The following is a 16,664-nucleotide window of genomic DNA, read 5'->3' as shown; positions in this document are numbered from 1 at the left end:
CCCGTACAGGGGCCGTATTCATTACGGGACGTCCAGGGGAGAGTGTGTCGGACTCCGCAGCAGGTTCCCATTGGACGACACGCTAGTAGCGCTGCTGTCCCGCCAGGTTTTCTTCCAGGATGCGCTGGTACAAGGCGTAGCGCGCCGGATCGATTGCGCCCGCCTGCAAGGCCGCGACCACGCCGCAGCCGGGTTCCTGGCGGTGGGTGCAATTGTAGAAACGGCACTCCTCGATGGGCTTGGTGAACTCCGGGAAGCCGCGGATGATGTCCTCACGGCTCAGATGCTGCAGGCCAAAGGCCTGGAAGCCCGGCGAGTCGATCAGGTCGCCGCCCGGCGCGGGCAGGTGATAGAGCCGCGTGCTGGTGGTGGTGTGCTTGCCCATGTCCAGCGCGGTGGAGTGCTCGCGGGTGGGAGCGGCCGCGTCGGGCACCAGGGCGTTGAGCAGCGTGGACTTGCCCATGCCGCTCTGGCCCAGCAGCAGGCTGGTGTGTCCGGCCAGGCGCGGCGCCAGCAGCGTATGCACCTTTTCGGGTTCCAGCGCGCTGAGTTCGATCACGTCCACGCCCAGCGCGGCGATCGGCGCCAGCCGCGCGCGCGCCGCCGGCAGTTCGTCCGCCAGGTCGGTCTTGTTGAGGATGATGATGGGCGCGATATCCGCGCTCCAGGCGCCGGCCAGGGCGCGGCCGGTCAGGTCGTCCGAAAACGTGGGCTGCACGGCGACCACGATCAGCAACTGGTCGACGTTGGAGGCGAACTGCTTGGAACGCATTTCGTCCGAGCGGTACAGCAGATTGCGCCGCGGCAGGATGGCGTCGATGGCGCCTTCGTCCTTGCCCTGGGGGGTGATGCGCACGCGGTCGCCGACGGCGGCGCCTGCCTTCTTGCCGCGCGGGAAGCACTTGCGCAGCGTGCCGTCGGCGAGCTCCACCGTGTAGTGGCGCCCGTGGGCGGCGATGATGCGGCCTTCGTTGGACGGCGCGGTCATGCAGCGGCCGCCGTCAGGTGGCGGATGCGCACGGCGGCGGGGGGATGGCTGTCGTAGAAGGCGGAGTGCACGGGGTCGGGAGTCAAGGTGGCGGCGTTGTCGTCGTAGAGTTTGACCAGCGCGGACACCAGGCGTTCCGGCGAGCTCTGTTCGGCCGCGTAGCGGTCCGCTTCGAACTCGTCGCGGCGCGAGTACCAGCTGGCCACGGGCGTGAGCATGAAAGTGAAGACGGGGATCACGAGGAAGAACAGCAGCAGCGCCATGGCGTCGTTGCGTCCGCCCAGTTGCGGCATGACGCCCAGTCCCACGTAGAACCAGGGCTGTTGCGAGATCCAGCCCAGGATGGCGAAGAACACCAGCGCGGCGGCGAAGCTGAAGACGATGCGCTTGACGATGTGGCGCTTGGCGAAATGGCCCAGCTCGTGCGCCAGCACGGCTTCGATCTCGTCGCCGTTCAGGCGCGCCAGCAGGGTGTCGAAGAACACGATGCGGCGCGAGCGGCCGAAGCCCGTGAAGTAGGCATTGCCATGGGCGGAGCGGCGCGAGCCGTCCATCACGAACAGGCCGTTGAGCGCAAAGCCGCAGCGCTGGGCCAGGCGCTGGATGCGGCCGGCCAGCTCCGGGTCGAACAGCGGCGTGAATTTATTGAAGAGCGGGGCGATGAACATCGGGTAGACGATCAATAGCGCCAGGTTGAACGCGGTCCACAGCGCCCAGGCCCACACCCACCAGTAGGCGCCCGCGCTGCCCATCAGCCACAGCACCGCGGCCGCCAGCGGCAGGCCCAGCACCGCCGCGACCAGCAGGCCCTTGGCGGCGTCGGCGATGAACAGGCCAGGCGTCATGCGGTTGAAGCCGAAGCGCGCTTCCAGCTTGAACTGCCGCCACAACGTGAAGGGCAGGCCCAGCACGCCCAGCAACAGCGCCACCACGACCAGCAGCAGCATCTGGCGCAGGAAGTCGTTGCTGGTAATCTGGGCCACCATCAGGTCGATGAGCTGCAGTCCGCCCATCAGGGTCAGGCACACCAGCAGGATGGCGTCGTAGGTGCGTTCCAGCATGCCCAGCTTGACCCGCGCCACGGTGTAGTCCGCCGCCCGCTGGTGGCTGGCCAGCCCGATACGGTGAGAGAATTCGGACGGCACCTGGTCGCGGTTGCGCGCGACATGGCGGATCTGGCGCGTAGCCAGCCACAGGCGCACGGCGATATCGGTCAGCAGGAAGGCAACGAACAGCAATGTGAACATGGGCGATGCGGCGTGCTCAAGTGTGGGTATGTGCGAAAATCGAACGTTTTATAGGCAAATTATATGGCTGTGAACGAAAACCGCCTGGTTTGGCTGGACATGGAAATGACCGGCCTGGACCCCGAGAAAGAACGCATCATCGAAGTCGCCGTGGTGGTGACGGAACCCGACCTGACCGTCGTGGCCGAGGGCCCCGTGCTGGTGGTGCACCAGCCCGACAGCCTGCTCGACGCCATGGACAGCTGGAACAAGTCCACGCACGGCAAGAGCGGCCTGATCGACAAGGTCAAGGCGTCCACGATTTCCGAGGCGCAGGCCGAGGATACGCTGCTGGCGTTTCTGGCGCAGCATGTGCCGGCGGGCAAGTCGCCGCTGTGCGGCAACACCATCAGCCAGGACCGCCGTTTCATGTTTGCTTACATGCCGCGCCTGGAGCAGTTTTTCCACTATCGCAACCTGGACGTGAGCACGCTGAAGGAACTGGCCCGCCGCTGGGCGCCGGCCGTCTACAAGGGATTCGAGAAGAAGAGCCGCCACGAAGCGCTGGCCGACATCTACGAATCGATCGACGAGCTCAAGTACTACCGCGAACACTTCCTGAAGGTATAAGCGGCCCCCGCCCATGCCTGCCGCCCCGTCCGCCTGCGAGCCGCTCATCGGGGATCACCCGTCGATGGCGGCGCTGCGCGATCTGGTCGGCCGGGTCGCCCGCAGCAAGGCCAGCATCGTCCTCATCTACGGCGAAACCGGCACCGGCAAGGGGCTGGTCGCCCGCAACCTGCATGCGCAGTCGGCGCGCGCGGCCAAGGGCTATACCGAGATCAACTGCGCCGCCATCCCGGGCAACCTGCTCGAGTCCGAATTGTTCGGCCATGAACGCGGCGCGTTCACCGGGGCGGTGGCGCGCAAGACCGGCCTGCTCGAAGCCGCCAATGGCGGCAGCGTGTTCCTGGACGAAATCCGCGAGCTGGATCCGGTCATGCAGGCCAAGATCCTGACCTTGCTGGACAGCCGGCGCTTCCGGCGCATCGGTTCCGTCCAGGAGGTTTCAGTCGATGCGCGCTTCATCGCCGCCACCAACAAGATCCTGTTGGGGGAGGTGCAGGCCGGGCGCTTTCGCGACGACCTGTATTACCGCCTGCAGGTGGTGTCGATCAACCTGCCACCGTTGCGCGAGCGCGGCGACGACGTGATCGTGCTGGCGCAGCGCTTCCTGGAACGCTACAACGCCACCCACGGCAGCCGTTTCACCGTCATCGATCCCGAGGTGCGGCGCATTTTCAAGGCCTACGCCTGGCCGGGCAATGTGCGCGAACTGAGCAATCTGCTGGAGCGCATCTGCATCCTGGAAGACGGCGACACGGTACTGGCGCGACACCTGCCGCAGCGCATCCTGCGCGAAGCGGGCAAGCCCGCGCCGGCGGCCTCGTCTGCCGCCGCCGGCACCTACGCCGAACTGTCCGCGCAGTTCCAGCGCGGCCTGATCCGGGCGGCCTTGCAGGCCCAGGACGGCAACCTGGGGCGCGCCGCCGAGTCCCTGGGGCTCACGCGGCACGCCCTGCGCCACCAGATGCTCAAGCTGGGGCTGGAAGGCTGAGGCCTATTCCGCGCTGATGTTGTGCTTGCGCGCAATGCCTTGCCACAGGGCCAGTTCCTCGCGCACGCGCGTGCCGAATTCGGCGCTGTCCATGCGCGACGGCACGGTGCCGTCCAGGTCCAGCAATGCCTTCATTTCGGGCGAAGCCGAGATCTCGACGAGCGCGGCGTTGAGCTTGTCGATATAAGGCTGCGGCGTGCCCGCCGGCGCGAACACACCCACCCAGATCTGCACCGAATATCCCGGCAGCGCCTGCGCGGCCGGCGGCAGGTCGGGGAACGCCGCGGAGGGCGATTGCGCGGTGGTAGCCAGCAGCTTGACCTTCTTGCCCTGCACCACGGGGGCCAGCGTGCTGTAGTTGGACAGCATGACATGGATCAGCCCGCCGGCCAGGTCGGAGGCGGCGTTGGCCGCGCCCTTGTAGGGCACGTGGGTCATCTCCGTGCCGGCCGCGTCGTCCAGCATGACGGTGGCCAGATGCGCCAGCGAACCGACGCCGGCGCTGCCGTAGTTCAGGGCGCCCGGCTTGCTGCGCGCCGCTTCCAGCAGCTGCTTCAACGAGGTATAGGGCGTCTGCGCCGAGGCGGCGATGACCAGCGGCCCCTGTCCTATCATCGCCACCGGCGCGAACTGCTTCAGCGGGTCGTAGGGCAGGTGAGGCTGCGTGGCGGCGGTGGTCAGGAAGGTCGACGAGGTCAGAAGCAGCACCGAGCCGTCCTTGGCCGAGCGGGCCACGTACTCGGAACCGATCGCGCCGGCCGCGCCGCCGCGGTTTTCCACGATCACCGTGTTGCCGAAGCGGGCCGCAAGCTGCGGCGCGATCGCGCGGGCGATCGCGTCATTGCTGGCGCCGGCGGTGAACGGCACCACGATCTTGACCTGCTTGGGCACTTCCGTCTGGGCCGCTGTCGCGCCGGCCAGCAGGGATGCCGCCAGGAACAACGTTGTTTGCATTAGCGCTTTCATGATCGATTCTCTAGGAGAGCGGAGGTTGGAGCGGGCGCCGGGTGCGGCGCCCGCGGCGTTCAGTCCGGCATGGGGACGGCGACGTCCAGCAGCGGCGCATATTGCTGCGCGCCGAAGATGTCGCCATCGCCCGCGGACCCGCTGGGAGCCAGCCGGTAGATCGTGAACTTGATGGCCAGGCCGGGATCGTAATGCACGAAGTCCGATATGCGGCTGTCGTCGATGCGGTACAGGGCCGCCATGCTGGCGCGCGTCAGCGCGCCGGAGCGCTTGACCGCCTCGTAGGTCGCCGGCTCGCGGAAGATGATGTCGAAGGTGATCTTGTTCACGCCCGCGTTCTTGCTGCGGATGGTCTTGGCCAGGGTGCTGAGTTTCTGGGTGCTCATGGTCTTGCCGGCTCAGGCGCCAGCCTCGGTGAGGTGGGTCGGGAAGAGTTCGCCGGCGTCTTCCACCGGCAGCGTGTGGTTCAGGGTCCAGCGGTAGGCGGCGCTGGTGCGCACCACCTCGTCCAGCGGGAACGACACCGAACCGGCCGTGCCTTTCACGTCGGGCAGGCGGGCGTAGAACATCTGGCGCAGGCCCGTAAGCGTCAGTTCCTCGGCCATTTCGGCGGTCGGCGCCACGCCCTGGACCATGACGCACAGCTCATGGCCCGGCTGGTCGCGCAGCGGCTCCAGGTCGCCCATGACGCCGTCGCGCCCGTAGACCTTGTAGTGCAGCTCATAGCCCGAGTCGCCGAAGCGTTCGCGCACCTTGTCTCGAGCCCAGGCGATGACGCGGTCGACGTTGGCGATGGTGTAGGGATCGCGTATGCCGCAAAGTCCCATGTAGCGCTCGCCGACCTTGCCGGAGCCTTCCAGCTTTACGCGCACCTGGGCGGCGGGTTCGAAGCGCGAGCCGGTGATGCGGGTGGTCTTTTCGCTCAACTGCTCGTAGCGGCAATCGGCCATGTCCAGCCGGCCGCCTGCGAAGAATTCTTCGTAGGGATTGGAGCGCTCGTACATCGCGTGGCCCGCGACCGACGCGATGGTGCAGCGCTGGTCGGGATGCATGGCCGTGACGCGCACGTCCTCGGCCGAGATCTCGCCCATCACGGTTTCCTTGCCGCCATAGGGTTCGGCGCAGAACGAAGCGCACTCCAGCACCTTGCCCAGGTAATAGGCGCGGTCGGCGTCGTAGCCCCGGTGCAGGGCAGGGGCGGCGAACACGGCGGCATCCGAGCTGCGGCCGCCGATGATCACGTCCGCGCCAGCTTCCAGCAGCTTGATGTAGGGATGCACGCCGGCCACCGCCACGATGCGGTCGCTGGCATCCAGCTCGGCTTCGGTCAGGTCAGCGTAGCCGTCCAGGCCGGCCACCTGCTGGCCCGCGCGCAGCGCGCGGCGCACGCGTTCCTTGTCGACTTCGGAATAGAAGTAGCCGACCTTGAACGGCGCCAGCTTGTGCTCGGCGGCGATCTCCTTGATCAGGCGCACGTACAGGTCGACCCGGCTGTTGGAGCCGGTGTCGCCGGCCGAGCCGATGACCATGGGCACGCCCAGCTTGCGCGCGGCCAGCAGCATCTGTTCCAGGTCGTGGCGCTGCCAGGCTTGCGGGCTGGTGGAGGTGTCGGAGCCCAGCGGCACGGGACCCACGTCGTCGCTGCCCGAGTCGGCGGCGATGCAGTCCGGCCCGGCGGCGACGCCGAGCTGGAAGCTCTCGGTGCGCAAGGGGGCGAATCCTAAGTGCCCGTTCGGGCAGATGATGCTCATGGAACGCATGGGTGTAGTCTCTTCAGTTGAGTCGTCCGGTCTCGCTCGTACCGGCAATGACTACAACGCAAGATGCGTGCCAACTGGCGGGAAGCGTAAATCCCGCGCATTTGCGGGCTTGTCGGCGCGACCTCTTTAAATTTGCGGGTAAATTTTCACGCAATGCGTGAATTTCACACATAAAAAGCGATGCCATCTTCATACCCGGTCGCCCGGATCCGCGACGCCGAACGCCAGGCCTTGGCCGCCGGCAGAAACTTGATGCCCCTGGCGGGGGCCGCTGCGGCCCGTTACGCGGCGGCGCGGCTCGGGCCGGGGGCGAGGGTGCTGGCACTGGCGGGGCCTGGGAACAATGGCGGCGATGCGCTGGAAGCTGCGGCCGGCCTGCGCGCCATGGGACATGACGTGCGGGTGCTGTTGCCGGCGGGGGCGCAGTGCCTGCCGCCGGATGCCGCCCGCGCCTATGCCGGCTGGCTGGCCGCGGGCGGTGAAACCTGGTCGGAACTGGAACCGGGCTTCGTGCCGGAATTGGTCATAGACGGCCTGTTCGGCATCGGCTTGAATCGCCCGCTGGGCGCGGATTGGCAGGCGCTGGTGGACACGGTCAACGCCTGGAGCGTGCCGGTGCTGGCGCTGGACGTGCCCAGCGGCATAGACGCGGACAGCGGCGAGGCCCTGGGGCGGCCCATCCGGGCGCGCTGGACGCTGTCTTTCATCGGCCGGGCCAGGGGGCTGGAACGGCCAGGCCCGGGACGCGACGCCTGCGGCGTGTCGGCAGTGGACACGCTGGGCGTGACCATCGAGCCGGCAGCCTGATCCGAAAGGCAGGTCTTGGCGTCTTGGCCTAGGCGGGCTTGCCGCCGAAGCGCGAGGCGATGTCGGCCGCCAGCGGCGCGTAGCGCTCGTTGTCGCGGCCGGCCAGTGCATCCAGATGCGCTTCCGACGCGTCGAACACCTGCCAGTAGATGCGGCCGCAGATCTCGCGGGCGGCATGGCCGGGCCAGTCGTCAGGGAGCATGGGGCCCGGCAGTTGCGGATCGTGCAGCACGATCCGGCGCCAGCTGTGCAGCAGCATGACCCGCACGATGAACGCATCGGCGGGGGCGGGCGGGGTTTCCAGCAGCTTTTCCAGCGGGCCGAAATTCTTCGCGAACTGGCGGTACTGCTCGGCCAGCTCGTCCAGGTTCCAGCATTGCGATGCCAGGCTGGCTATCGGCAGACCGCCTGCGCCGGCCAGGTCGCGCGCCGACAGCACCAGCGCGCGGTCGGGGATGCCCAGCTTTTCCAGGATGTCGTGCGCGGCGCTTGCCTCGGTGTGCGGATGCGCGAACAGCCCGGGCGCGATCATGCCGAAACCTTCCCAGACCAGTTCCCGGCGCAACTCGGCGCGCTCGGCCAGTCCGTTGCCGGTGCGCGGCAGGGCGACCAGCGTCCATTCGCCGTTCCATTCCAGGGGCGGACCGACATAGATGCGCTGCGAGGCGTGCGCGGTGTGGCGCAGGCCCTGCTCGGAGATCAGGTAGAGGCTGCGCCTTCCGTGGCGTTCGGATTGCAGCCAGTTCTGCGCCACCAGGCGGAACACGCTGGTGCGCAGCAGCCGTTCATTGATGCCCAGCGGGGCCAGCAGCTCGATCAGATCGCCCAGCCAGATGGCGCCGCCGTGCGGCGCCAATGCGTCCCCGAGCAGGCTGACGCAGAGCGATTTCGCGCGCGGCGGATCGTTCTTGATCAGGCGTGACAGAAAGCGGTCCAGGGGCGACTGAGGGTTTGCCATTAGAGGGGGCCAGAGTGGCCGATATCGGGATCCGCAATATGATACATAAATCCAATGTGATACAGATTTGAGTTTGACAATGAATTTTTTGTATTAAATAATCCGCCTATGACATGACGGCACTGCGGAACGTTTGCTTTGCGTTTTCGCAAACCGTCTTCAAGGAGACAGACATGTACGCTCAACTCGTCGAAACCGGCGTCAAGCAGGTCAAGACCGCGGACCAGCTCGAAGGCCGGGAACAGACGTTCCAGCGCCGGATCGACGACGGCGTCCGCATCGAGGCCAAGGACTGGATGCCGGACGCCTACCGCAAGACGCTCGTGCGCCAGATTTCCCAGCACGCGCACTCGGAAATCGTGGGCATGCTGCCCGAAGGCAACTGGATCACCCGCGCGCCTTCGCTCAAGCGCAAGGCCATCCTGCTGGCCAAGGTCCAGGACGAAGCCGGCCACGGCCTCTACCTGTACAGCGCCGCGGAAACCCTGGGCGTGTCACGCGACGACCTGATCGACGACCTGCATGCCGGCCGCGCCAAGTACTCCAGCATCTTCAATTACCCCACGCTCAGCTGGGCCGACATCGGCATGATCGGCTGGCTGGTCGACGGCTCGGCCATCATCAACCAGATCCCGCTGTGCCGCTGTTCCTACGGCCCCTATGCGCGGGCCATGGTGCGCGTCTGTAAGGAAGAGTCCTTCCACCAGCGCCAGGGCTACGACCTGCTGATGCAGATGTGCCTGCACGGCACGCCCGAGCAGAAGGCCATGGTGCAGGACTCCCTGAACCGCTGGTGGTGGCCCGCGCTGATGATGTTCGGTCCCTCGGATGCCGACTCGCCCAACAGCGCCCAGTCCATGGCCTGGAAGATCAAGCTCTTCTCCAACGACGAACTGCGCCAGAAGATGGTGGACCAGACCGTGCCGCAGGCCGAATACCTGGGCCTGAAGGTGCCGGATCCCGAGCTCAAGTGGAACGCCGAACGCGGCCACTATGACTTCGGCGAGATCGACTGGTCCGAGTTCTACGCGGTGCTCAAGGGCAACGGCCCCTGCAACCGCGAACGCCTGGCCGCGCGCGTCAAGGCGCACGAGGACGGCGCCTGGGTGCGCGATGCGCTAGTCGCCTACGCCGACAAGCAGGCCGAGCGCAAGGTAGCTTGAGCCCGCGAGCGGGCTCCACTCTTCTTCACCACCATTGCAAACCGGAGCGCGCCGCGCGCGCCCGGCATTCAAGGACATCCATCATGAGCAAAGACTGGCCCCTGTGGGAAGTGTTCATCCGCAGCCAGCACGGCCTGGCGCACAAGCACGTCGGCAGCCTGCACGCGCCCGACGCCGAAATGGCGATCAACCACGCCCGTGACGTCTACACGCGCCGCAACGAAGGCCTGAGCATCTGGGTGGTGCGCGCCTCCGATATTTCGGCCAGCAGCCCCGGCGACAAGGATCCGCTGTTCGAACCGGCCAACAGCAAGGTCTACCGGCATCCCACGTTCTTCCCGATGCCCGAAGAAATCAAGCACATGTAAGACGGCGGGGGAGACATGGACAAGACTCTGTTTGAATACCTGCTGCGCCTGGGCGATTCCTCGCTCATCCTGTCGCAGCGGCTGGGCGCCTGGACCGGCCACGGCCCGATCCTGGAAGAAGACCTGGCGTTGACCAACACCGCGCTCGACCTGCTGGGCCAGGCCCGCATGTGGCTGACGCTGGCCGGCGAAGTCGAAGGCGCCGGCCGCGACGAAGACGCGCTGGCCTATTTGCGCGATGCGCACCAGTTCCATAACGCGTTGCTGGTCGAACGCCCCAACGGCAACTACGCCGACACCATGGCGCGCCAGTTCCTGTTCGACGTCTGGCACTATTTCCTGCTGCAGCGCCTGGAAAAGTCCAGCGACGAACGCGTCGCCGGCATTGCGGCCAAGGCCATCAAGGAAGTGACCTACCACGTGCGGCGTTCGTCGGACATGGTGGTGCGCCTGGGCGACGGCACGGCGGAAAGCCATGCCAAGATGCAGGCCGCCATCGATGATGCCTGGCGTTTCACCGGTGAGTTGTTCGCCGACGACGCCGTCGACCTGGACGTCGCCGCCCGCGGCATCGGCTGTGAACTGTCGGCCCTGCGCCAGCCCTGGCTGGCCCATGTGCGCGAAGTCCTGGAAGAAGCCACCCTGACGGTGCCCGACGAAGCCGCCGCCAGCCATCTGGCATACCGTGGCGGACGCCAGGGCAAGCACACCGAGGAACTGGGCTACGTGCTCGCCGAAATGCAGTTCCTGCCGCGCGCCTACCCGGGAGCCACCTGGTGAACGCGCTGGCGCCCGTTTCCGCCGACCAGGTCTACGCCTGGCTGCAGGAGGTCCCCGACCCGGAGATCCCCGTGCTGTCCGTGGTGGATCTGGGCGTGGTGCGGGACGTGTCCTGGGACGGCGAGGCCTGTGTCGTGGTCATCACGCCCACATACTCCGGCTGTCCGGCCATGCGCGAGATCACGCAGGATATCCAGCAGACGCTGGCCCGCCACGGCGTCGCCGAGGTCCGCGTGGAAACCCGCCTGGCGCCGGCCTGGACCACCGACTGGATGAGCGAGAAGGGACGCGAGGCGCTCAAGGGCTACGGCATCGCCGCGCCCGCCGAACGCGCCGTCGACATCTCGGGCATCAGCCGGCGCGCGGTCGGCCCCGCCATCGCCTGCCCGCGCTGCGGCTCGAAAGACACGCGCCTGGTCAGCAACTTCGGGTCCACGTCGTGCAAGGCGCTGTATCGCTGCGTGTCTTGCCGCGAGCCCTTCGATTATTTCAAGACTCACTGAGAGCGGTTTCGCAATGAGCCAGAACCAATTCCATTCCTTGACGGTGGCTTCGGTGGCGCGCAACACGCGCGACGCCGTGGTCGTGACCTTCGACCTGCCCGAGACGCTGGCGCAAGAGTTCGCCTTCCTGCCGGGCCAGTACCTGACGCTGCGCACCGAGCTCAACGGCCAGGAACAGCGCCGCTCCTATTCCATCTGTTCCGCGCCCCACGACAAGCTGCTGCGCGTGGCCATCAAGAAGGTGGACGAGGGCGTTTTCTCCAGCTGGGCCAACCATGAACTGCAGCCCGGCCAGACCCTGGAAGTCATGGCGCCGGCCGGCAACTTCACCGTCGATTTTTCCCCCGAGAACAAGCGCCACTATGTGGCGTTTGCCGTAGGCAGCGGCATCACGCCGGTGTTCTCTCTGGTCAAGACCGCGCTGTCGACCGAGCCCGACAGCAAGTTCACGCTGTTCTTCGGCAACCGCGCTTCGTCCGCGGTGCTGTTCCGCGAAGAGATCGAGGACCTGAAGAACCTCTATATGGAGCGTTTCTCGCTGGTCTACATCATGAGCCGCGAGACCCAGGACATCGAACTCTTCAACGGCCGCCTGGACGGCGACAAGGTCGACCAGCTGATGTCGGCCTGGATGAGCCCTGAGGATATCGATTACGCTTTTGTCTGTGGTCCGCAGACCATGACCGAAAGCGTGGTCGAGCGGCTGCAGGCCCGCGGCATTCCGAAGTCGAACATCAAATTCGAACTCTTCGGCGCGCCCAAGGGGCCGCGCGCATTGCGCACCGGCCAGGACGCCCGCCAGGCGCCCGGCAAGGGCCAGTGCGAGGTGACCGTGGTGCAGGACGGCCACAGCCGTATGTTCGTGATTGAAAAGAATAAAGACAGCGTGCTGGATTCGGCGCTGGCGCAAGGTATCGAACTGCCGTATTCGTGCAAGGGCGGGGTGTGTTCCACCTGCCGCTGCAAGGTCATCGAAGGCGAGGTGGACATGGACGCCAACTTCGCCCTGGAAGACTACGAAGTGGCGCGCGGATTCATCCTGAGCTGCCAGAGCTTTCCGGTCAGCGACCGCCTGGTCATCGACTTCGACCAGGAAACCTGACCCGGCCCGCGCCAGGCAGATAAAACCATATCCATTTGGAGAGACGCAGTGTCCCAACAATTCTTCGAACGCCATCAGCCCCTGCTGGAACAAGCCATGGCCGCCGCCTCCCTGCGCGGCTACTGGAGCCCCTTTGCCGAGTCGCCCAGCCCCCGCAACTATGGCGAAACCGCCAACGACGACGGCCGCGCGGCTTTTGAAGCGCTGCAAGGCAAGCCTTTCCCGCTGAACCTGCACGACGCCGACGGTACCGTCGGCGGCGAAAAATCGCCGTTCGGCTTCGACTTGGGCATCACCTATCCGCACGTGCCCGCCGACAAGCTGATCGCCGCCTCCAAGCGCGCGCTGGAAGACTGGCGCCGCGCCGGCCCGCGCGCCTGGGTGGGCGTGTCGCTGGAAATTCTGGCGCGCCTGAACAAGCGCAGCTTCGAGATCGCCTACGCGGTCCAGCACACCACCGGCCAGGGCTTCATGATGGCCTTCCAGGCCGGCGGCCCGCACGCGCAGGACCGCGGCTTCGAAGCCGTGACCTACGCCTGGCAGGAAATGTCGCGCATCCCCGGCGTGGCCGTCTGGGAAAAGCCGCAAGGCAAGAACGACCCGATCCGCATGGAAAAGCAGTTCACCGTGGTGCCGCGAGGCGTGGCGCTGGTGATCGGCTGCTCCACCTTCCCGACCTGGAACGGCTACCCCGGCCTGTTCGCCAGCCTGGCTACCGGCAACACCGTCATCGTCAAGCCGCACCCCGGCGCGATCCTGCCCCTGGCCATCACCGTGAAGGTGGCGCGCGAAGTTCTGCAGGAAGCGGGCTTCGACCCGGACGTCGTCCTGCTGGCCGCGCACGCTGCCGGCGATGACACCGCGCAGAAGCTGGCGCTGGACCCGGCGGTCAAGATCGTCGACTTCACCGGCAGCACCGCCAACGGCGACTGGCTGGAGAACAACGCCCGCCAGGCGCTGGTCTACACCGAGAAGGCCGGCGTCAACCAGGTCATCATCGATTCCACCGACGACCTCAAGGGCGTGGCCCGCAACCTGGCGTTCTCGCTGGCCCTGTACTCGGGCCAGATGTGCACCGCGCCGCAGAACATCTACGTGCCGCGCGACGGCATCCAGACGCCGGAAGGCCGCGTCAGCTTCGACGAGGTCGCTGCTGCCCTGGGCGCCGCGGTCGAGAAGGTCGGCGCCGATGCGGCCAAGGCCGTCGAGCTGACCGGCGCGATCCAGAACGAAGGCATCGTCGAGCGCATCGAGAAGGCCCGCGCGCTGGGCCTGCCGGTGGTGGCCGACAGCAAGGCGCTGACGCACCCGCAGTTCGAGAACGCCCGCGTCCGCACGCCGCTGCTGCTGCGCACGGAAGCTGGCAACGCCGCTATCAGCCAGGAATGGTTCGGCCCGATCGCCTTCGTGGTGGCTACCGATTCCACCACCCACAGCATCCAGCTGGCGCGTGACAGCGTCATCAAGCATGGCGCGTTGTCGCTGTCGGCCTACACCACCAGCGACGCCGTCGCCGACCAGGTGCAGGACGCGGCTGAAGTCTCGGGCGTGTCGCTGTCGCTGAACCTGACGGGCGGCGTGTTCGTCAACCAGACCGCCGCTTTCAGCGACTTCCACGGCACCGGCGCCAACCCGGCCGCCAACGCCGCGCTGTCGGATTCGGCTTTCGTGTCCAACCGCTTCCGCGTGGTGCAAACCCGCCGTCATGTCTGAACGGGGGCGATGACATGAGCTACCAGGATATCCAATTCGACCTGTCCGGCGGCATCGCGCGCCTGACGCTGAACCGTCCCGACAAGCTGAACAGCTTCACCGCCAACATGCACGGCGAAGTGGCCGACGCGTTGACGCGCGTGGAGACCGAGGGCGCGCGTGTGCTGCTGCTGACGGGAGCCGGCCGCGGCTTCTGCGCCGGCCAGGACCTGAGCGAGCGCAAGCCCGCCGCCGACGGCACGCCGCCCGACCTGGGCGAAACCGTCGACAAGTTCTACGGGCCGCTGGTGCGCCGCGTCAACGCCTTGCCCATGCCCGTCGTGGTGGGCGTGAACGGCGTGGCGGCCGGCGCAGGCGCCAACCTGGCGTTTGCGGGCGACATCGTCATCGCCAAGGCTTCGGCAACGTTCATCCAGTCGTTCTGCCGCCTCGGGCTGATCCCCGACACGGGCGGCACCTTTGTGCTGCCGCGTCTGGTCGGCCGTGCCCGCGCCATGGGCCTGGCCATGCTGGGCGACAAGCTCAGCGCCAAGCAGGCCGAAGAGTGGGGCCTGATCTGGCAATGCGTGGCGGACGAGGAATTCGATGCCACGCTGGAACGCCTGGCGCAGCACTTCGCCAAGGCGCCGACCAAGGGCCTGGCGTACACCAAGCGGGCCATGCAGGCCAGCCTGGGCAATGACCTGTCCACGCAGCTGGACCTTGAGCGCGACATGATGCGCGAACTCGGCCGCAGCGCAGACTACGCGGAAGGCGTGGCCGCCTTCCTCGGCAAGCGCGAACCGCAATTCAAGGGGCAATAAGAATGAACGCACACGTTCCCGCGGTCGAAGTGCCGGCCGATCCCCAGGAGCTGGCGCAGGCCGTCGGCACCGTCATGTTTGCGGGCGATGCGGCCTCGCAGGGCCTGGACATGAAAGTCGAGGAAATGGCGCCGGGCTACGCGCGGCTGACCATGCGCGTGCGCGCCGACATGCTGAACGGCCACAAGACCTGCCACGGCGGATTCATCTTCGCCCTGGCGGACAGCGCCTTCGCCTTTTCGTGCAATTCGCGCAACGTCAGCACCGTGGCCTCGGGCTGCACCATCGACTATCTGGCCCCGGGCTTCGAAGGCGATCTGCTGACCGCCGTGGCGCAGGAGCGTTCGCTGGCCGGCCGCACCGGCGTCTATGACGTCACCGTCACCAACCAGGAAGGACGCAACGTGGCGCTGTTCCGCGGCCGCTCCTACCGCATCAAGGGCCAGATCGTCGGCGTCCCCGCGGACGCTTGAGGCAGCCAGCCAACCAAAGCTATACGGCCGCGGGCCGCGCCGCGAGCGGGCAGGGCATACGCCCGCCGCGATCCGGCCCCGCGCAGAGAGAATTTCAGGAGAGAGATAACCATGTCCAACACCATGAGCAAGCCGGGGCTGGACCCCATCGAGCATGCCAGCCAGGATGAGCTGCGCGCGCTGCAGCTCGAGCGCCTGAAGTGGTCGCTCAAGCATGCCTACGACAATGTGCCGCACTACAAGAAGGCTTTCGATGAAGCCGGCGTGCATCCCGACGATCTGAAGCAGCTGTCCGATATCTCGAAGTTCCCCTTCACCACGAAGAAGGAACTGCGCGAGAACTATCCTTTCGGCATGTTCGCCGTGCCGCGCGAGCGCATCTCGCGCATCCACGCCTCCAGCGGCACCACCGGCAAGCCGACGGTCGTGGGCTACACCAAGGGCGACCTGGACAACTGGGCCAACCTGGTGGCGCGCTCGATCCGCGCGGCGGGCGGCAAGCCCGGCGACACGGTGCACGTGGCCTACGGCTACGGCCTGTTCACGGGCGGCCTGGGCGCGCATTACGGCGCGGAACGCCTGGGCTGCACGGTCATCCCGATGTCGGGCGGACAGACCGAAAAGCAGGTGCAGTTGATCAACGATTTCCGTCCGGACATCATCATGGTCACGCCCTCCTACTTCTGCAATATTCTGGAGGAACAGCGCCGCCAGGGGATTGATCCGCGTCAAAGTTCGCTGCGCATCGGCATCTTCGGCGCCGAACCCTGGACCGGGCAGATGCGCGCCGACATCGAGGCCGAAGCCGGCATCGACGCCGTGGACATCTATGGCCTGTCCGAAGTGATGGGGCCTGGCGTTGCCAGCGAATGCGTCGAGACCAAGGACGGTCCGGTGGTCTGGGAAGACCATTTCTACGCGGAAATCATCAATCCCGACACGGGCGAGCCCGTGGCCGACGGCGAGCCGGGCGAACTGGTGTTCACCTCGCTGACCAAGGAAGCGATGCCCATCATCCGCTACCGCACCCGCGACCTGACGCGCCTGCTGCCGCCCACCGCGCGCAGCATGCGGCGCATCGGCAAGATCACTGGCCGCAGCGACGATATGCTGATCGTGCGCGGCGTGAACATGTTCCCGACCCAGGTCGAGGAACTGGTCCTGAAGATCGCCCAGCTGGCGCCGCATTACCAGTTGGTGCTGTCGCGCACCGGCAATATGGACGAGCTGGAAATCCTGACCGAACTGCGCGCCGAATTTTCCACCCTGTCGGATGCCGAGCGCGCAAACCTGGGCAAGCAGCTCCAGCATGCCGTGAAGACGCACATCGGCGTGAGCGCGCGCATCCAGGTGTCGGATTCCGGGCACGTGGAACGCACGCTGACCGGCAAGGCTCGCCGCGTGATCGACAAGCGGCCGAAATAAGGTCCAAAAAA

General features: G+C 66.6%; 18 protein-coding genes. 12 read left to right on the top strand and 6 right to left on the bottom strand.

The genetic code is table 11. The features are described from left to right. Positions 1-82: 82 nt before the first annotated feature. Together rsgA and IB268_RS16155 are read right to left on the bottom strand one after the other, a co-directional pair. The gene (gene rsgA / locus IB268_RS16160; RefSeq protein WP_054450957.1) at positions 83-988 is read right to left on the bottom strand and encodes a ribosome small subunit-dependent GTPase A; all 906 of its coding nucleotides are present in this window, start codon (positions 986-988) and stop codon (positions 83-85) included. Next, positions 985-2,235, bottom strand: a complete 1,251-nt coding sequence (locus IB268_RS16155; protein ID WP_192354516.1) for a M48 family metallopeptidase — start codon at positions 2,233-2,235, stop codon at positions 985-987. The genes rsgA and IB268_RS16155 overlap by 4 nt, the downstream gene beginning before the upstream one ends. A gap of 63 nt (positions 2,236-2,298) precedes the next feature. On the opposite strand from IB268_RS16155, the gene orn reads away from it, so the two are divergent. Beyond that, on the top strand, positions 2,299-2,844 hold the full coding sequence (orn, locus tag IB268_RS16150; RefSeq protein ID WP_042792554.1) for an oligoribonuclease: 546 nt from the start codon (positions 2,299-2,301) through the stop codon (positions 2,842-2,844). A gap of 13 nt (positions 2,845-2,857) precedes the next feature. Beyond that, complete coding sequence (locus IB268_RS16145) at positions 2,858-3,832, top strand: sigma-54-dependent Fis family transcriptional regulator (RefSeq protein WP_054450961.1); 975 nt, start codon at positions 2,858-2,860, stop codon at positions 3,830-3,832. Between the two features lie 3 nt (positions 3,833-3,835). Here the strand turns inward: IB268_RS16145 and IB268_RS16140 are convergent, their stop codons facing one another. From IB268_RS16140 to IB268_RS16130, 3 genes are all read right to left on the bottom strand, one after another. Continuing rightward, on the bottom strand, positions 3,836-4,786 hold the full coding sequence (locus IB268_RS16140) for a tripartite tricarboxylate transporter substrate-binding protein (protein WP_225591406.1): 951 nt from the start codon (positions 4,784-4,786) through the stop codon (positions 3,836-3,838). A gap of 71 nt (positions 4,787-4,857) precedes the next feature. Further along, positions 4,858-5,184, bottom strand: a complete 327-nt coding sequence (locus tag IB268_RS16135) for a DUF4387 domain-containing protein (protein ID WP_013392433.1) — start codon at positions 5,182-5,184, stop codon at positions 4,858-4,860. A 12-nt stretch (positions 5,185-5,196) separates the two neighbouring features. Then, on the bottom strand, positions 5,197-6,558 hold the full coding sequence (locus IB268_RS16130) for an acyclic terpene utilization AtuA family protein (RefSeq protein ID WP_054450963.1): 1,362 nt from the start codon (positions 6,556-6,558) through the stop codon (positions 5,197-5,199). Positions 6,559-6,738: 180 nt separating this feature from the next. Between IB268_RS16130 and IB268_RS16125 the strand changes: the two genes are divergently transcribed. Next, positions 6,739-7,365, top strand: coding sequence for an NAD(P)H-hydrate epimerase (locus IB268_RS16125; protein WP_192354515.1), 627 nt, complete (start codon positions 6,739-6,741; stop codon positions 7,363-7,365). Between the two features lie 28 nt (positions 7,366-7,393). On the opposite strand, the gene paaX is transcribed toward IB268_RS16125, so the two are convergent. Beyond that, entirely contained in the window at positions 7,394-8,323 is a 930-nt protein-coding gene (gene paaX, locus IB268_RS16120) for a phenylacetic acid degradation operon negative regulatory protein PaaX (RefSeq protein ID WP_119450889.1), read from the bottom strand. 173 nt (positions 8,324-8,496) lie between these two features. On the opposite strand from paaX, the gene paaA reads away from it, so the two are divergent. The 9 genes from paaA (at position 8,497) to paaK (ending at position 16,653) form a co-directional block, all read left to right on the top strand. Next, positions 8,497-9,486 carry a 1,2-phenylacetyl-CoA epoxidase subunit PaaA gene (gene paaA / locus IB268_RS16115; RefSeq protein ID WP_054450966.1) on the top strand — a complete coding sequence of 330 codons (990 nt, stop codon included), beginning with the start codon at positions 8,497-8,499 and terminating at the stop codon, positions 9,484-9,486. A gap of 83 nt (positions 9,487-9,569) precedes the next feature. Then, positions 9,570-9,854: a 1,2-phenylacetyl-CoA epoxidase subunit PaaB gene (gene paaB / locus IB268_RS16110; RefSeq protein WP_006388300.1), complete on the top strand. Its 285-nt coding sequence runs from the start codon at positions 9,570-9,572 to the stop codon at positions 9,852-9,854. 15 nt (positions 9,855-9,869) lie between these two features. Next, positions 9,870-10,634, top strand: a complete 765-nt coding sequence (gene paaC, locus IB268_RS16105; protein ID WP_119450888.1) for a 1,2-phenylacetyl-CoA epoxidase subunit PaaC — start codon at positions 9,870-9,872, stop codon at positions 10,632-10,634. Continuing rightward, positions 10,631-11,137, top strand: a complete 507-nt coding sequence (gene paaD / locus IB268_RS16100; RefSeq protein WP_175181716.1) for a 1,2-phenylacetyl-CoA epoxidase subunit PaaD — start codon at positions 10,631-10,633, stop codon at positions 11,135-11,137. The genes paaC and paaD overlap by 4 nt, the downstream gene beginning before the upstream one ends. Before the next feature lie 13 nt (positions 11,138-11,150). Beyond that, the gene (paaE, locus tag IB268_RS16095) at positions 11,151-12,239 is read left to right on the top strand and encodes a 1,2-phenylacetyl-CoA epoxidase subunit PaaE (RefSeq protein WP_054450969.1); all 1,089 of its coding nucleotides are present in this window, start codon (positions 11,151-11,153) and stop codon (positions 12,237-12,239) included. 48 nt (positions 12,240-12,287) lie between these two features. Next, positions 12,288-13,952 (top strand): phenylacetic acid degradation protein PaaN, encoded by a 1,665-nt coding sequence (paaN, locus tag IB268_RS16090; RefSeq protein WP_054450970.1) that lies wholly within the window; start codon positions 12,288-12,290, stop codon positions 13,950-13,952. A 14-nt stretch (positions 13,953-13,966) separates the two neighbouring features. Further along, a complete protein-coding gene (gene paaG / locus IB268_RS16085) occupies positions 13,967-14,755 on the top strand; it encodes a 2-(1,2-epoxy-1,2-dihydrophenyl)acetyl-CoA isomerase PaaG (RefSeq protein WP_119450887.1) in 789 nt (262 codons plus the stop codon). A 2-nt stretch (positions 14,756-14,757) separates the two neighbouring features. Continuing rightward, positions 14,758-15,228, top strand: coding sequence for a hydroxyphenylacetyl-CoA thioesterase PaaI (paaI, locus tag IB268_RS16080; RefSeq protein WP_054450972.1), 471 nt, complete (start codon positions 14,758-14,760; stop codon positions 15,226-15,228). A 111-nt stretch (positions 15,229-15,339) separates the two neighbouring features. Beyond that, entirely contained in the window at positions 15,340-16,653 is a 1,314-nt protein-coding gene (gene paaK, locus IB268_RS16075; protein ID WP_054450973.1) for a phenylacetate--CoA ligase PaaK, read from the top strand. Positions 16,654-16,664 lie beyond the last annotated feature (11 nt).

Origin of the sequence: Achromobacter sp. ACM01 (assembly GCF_014851745.1) — a bacterium.
GTDB lineage: Bacteria > Pseudomonadota > Gammaproteobacteria > Burkholderiales > Burkholderiaceae_B > Achromobacter > Achromobacter aegrifaciens.
Note: the sequence above shows the minus strand (reverse complement) of the source record. Positions and strands in the feature narration are given on the sequence as shown.

What these genes read in the sequence shown, in the direction of transcription:
- rsgA (WP_054450957.1), bottom strand. Translation starts at nt 988, where the DNA reads ATGACCGCGCCGTCCAACGAAGGCCGCATCATCGCCGCCCACGGGCGC.
- IB268_RS16155 (WP_192354516.1), bottom strand. Translation starts at nt 2,235, where the DNA reads ATGTTCACATTGCTGTTCGTTGCCTTCCTGCTGACCGATATCGCCGTG.
- orn (WP_042792554.1), top strand. Translation starts at nt 2,299, where the DNA reads ATGGCTGTGAACGAAAACCGCCTGGTTTGGCTGGACATGGAAATGACC.
- IB268_RS16145 (WP_054450961.1), top strand. Translation starts at nt 2,858, where the DNA reads ATGCCTGCCGCCCCGTCCGCCTGCGAGCCGCTCATCGGGGATCACCCG.
- IB268_RS16140 (WP_225591406.1), bottom strand. Translation starts at nt 4,786, where the DNA reads ATGCAAACAACGTTGTTCCTGGCGGCATCCCTGCTGGCCGGCGCGACA.
- IB268_RS16135 (WP_013392433.1), bottom strand. Translation starts at nt 5,184, where the DNA reads ATGAGCACCCAGAAACTCAGCACCCTGGCCAAGACCATCCGCAGCAAG.
- IB268_RS16130 (WP_054450963.1), bottom strand. Translation starts at nt 6,558, where the DNA reads ATGCGTTCCATGAGCATCATCTGCCCGAACGGGCACTTAGGATTCGCC.
- IB268_RS16125 (WP_192354515.1), top strand. Translation starts at nt 6,739, where the DNA reads ATGCCATCTTCATACCCGGTCGCCCGGATCCGCGACGCCGAACGCCAG.
- paaX (WP_119450889.1), bottom strand. Translation starts at nt 8,323, where the DNA reads ATGGCAAACCCTCAGTCGCCCCTGGACCGCTTTCTGTCACGCCTGATC.
- paaA (WP_054450966.1), top strand. Translation starts at nt 8,497, where the DNA reads ATGTACGCTCAACTCGTCGAAACCGGCGTCAAGCAGGTCAAGACCGCG.
- paaB (WP_006388300.1), top strand. Translation starts at nt 9,570, where the DNA reads ATGAGCAAAGACTGGCCCCTGTGGGAAGTGTTCATCCGCAGCCAGCAC.
- paaC (WP_119450888.1), top strand. Translation starts at nt 9,870, where the DNA reads ATGGACAAGACTCTGTTTGAATACCTGCTGCGCCTGGGCGATTCCTCG.
- paaE (WP_054450969.1), top strand. Translation starts at nt 11,151, where the DNA reads ATGAGCCAGAACCAATTCCATTCCTTGACGGTGGCTTCGGTGGCGCGC.
- paaG (WP_119450887.1), top strand. Translation starts at nt 13,967, where the DNA reads ATGAGCTACCAGGATATCCAATTCGACCTGTCCGGCGGCATCGCGCGC.
- paaI (WP_054450972.1), top strand. Translation starts at nt 14,758, where the DNA reads ATGAACGCACACGTTCCCGCGGTCGAAGTGCCGGCCGATCCCCAGGAG.
- paaK (WP_054450973.1), top strand. Translation starts at nt 15,340, where the DNA reads ATGTCCAACACCATGAGCAAGCCGGGGCTGGACCCCATCGAGCATGCC.